Below are 445 nucleotides of genomic sequence, written 5' to 3'. Positions count from 1 at the left end.
CGGCGGCGGAGAATGCGCGGGATGCCGACCCTGAGATCCGTAGCTGCCATCTGTGGTGCACCGCCTCGCTGGTGGGAGCCCACACCGCTCGCCGAGCGGCGATTGCGGCTTGCGTCACTGAGTTCGTGCGTCCAGCCCATACCCGGACGTGTGCCCCCGCTCCAAGGTCCATAACCGCCTGAGGGGCCGCCAATTGGCCTATGCGCCAGGCAATTGGCGTTTGTAGGACAAGTGTTCAGGCGGAGGGGGTGGGAACGGTGCGGAGCGGAGCGCGAGCGGTGCGGAACGTATTCGTCCGGGCGCCGGCTGCACGGCCCGTCACCGGTCAGGCTCGGGATCCTTCAGCCAGTTGATCAGCTCGGTCGAGAAGGTCACCGGGTCCTCCTCGTGCGGGAAGTGCCCCAGCCCGTCGAACAGCCGCCAGCGGTACGGCGCTTCGACGTAC

The 445-nt window shown here is 67.9% G+C and carries 1 protein-coding gene; it reads right to left on the bottom strand.

The genetic code is table 11. The features are described 5' to 3' along the window. Window positions 1–318: 318 nt before the first annotated feature. A partial coding sequence (locus tag LPA54_RS38910) for an alpha/beta fold hydrolase (protein ID WP_368857905.1) occupies window positions 319–445 on the bottom strand: 127 nt, incomplete at its 5' end.

It is taken from the genome of Streptomyces sp. DH12, assembly GCF_020873895.1.
Classification (GTDB): Bacteria; Actinomycetota; Actinomycetes; order Streptomycetales; family Streptomycetaceae; genus Streptomyces.
This window is presented reverse-complemented; position numbering and strand designations above follow the sequence as displayed.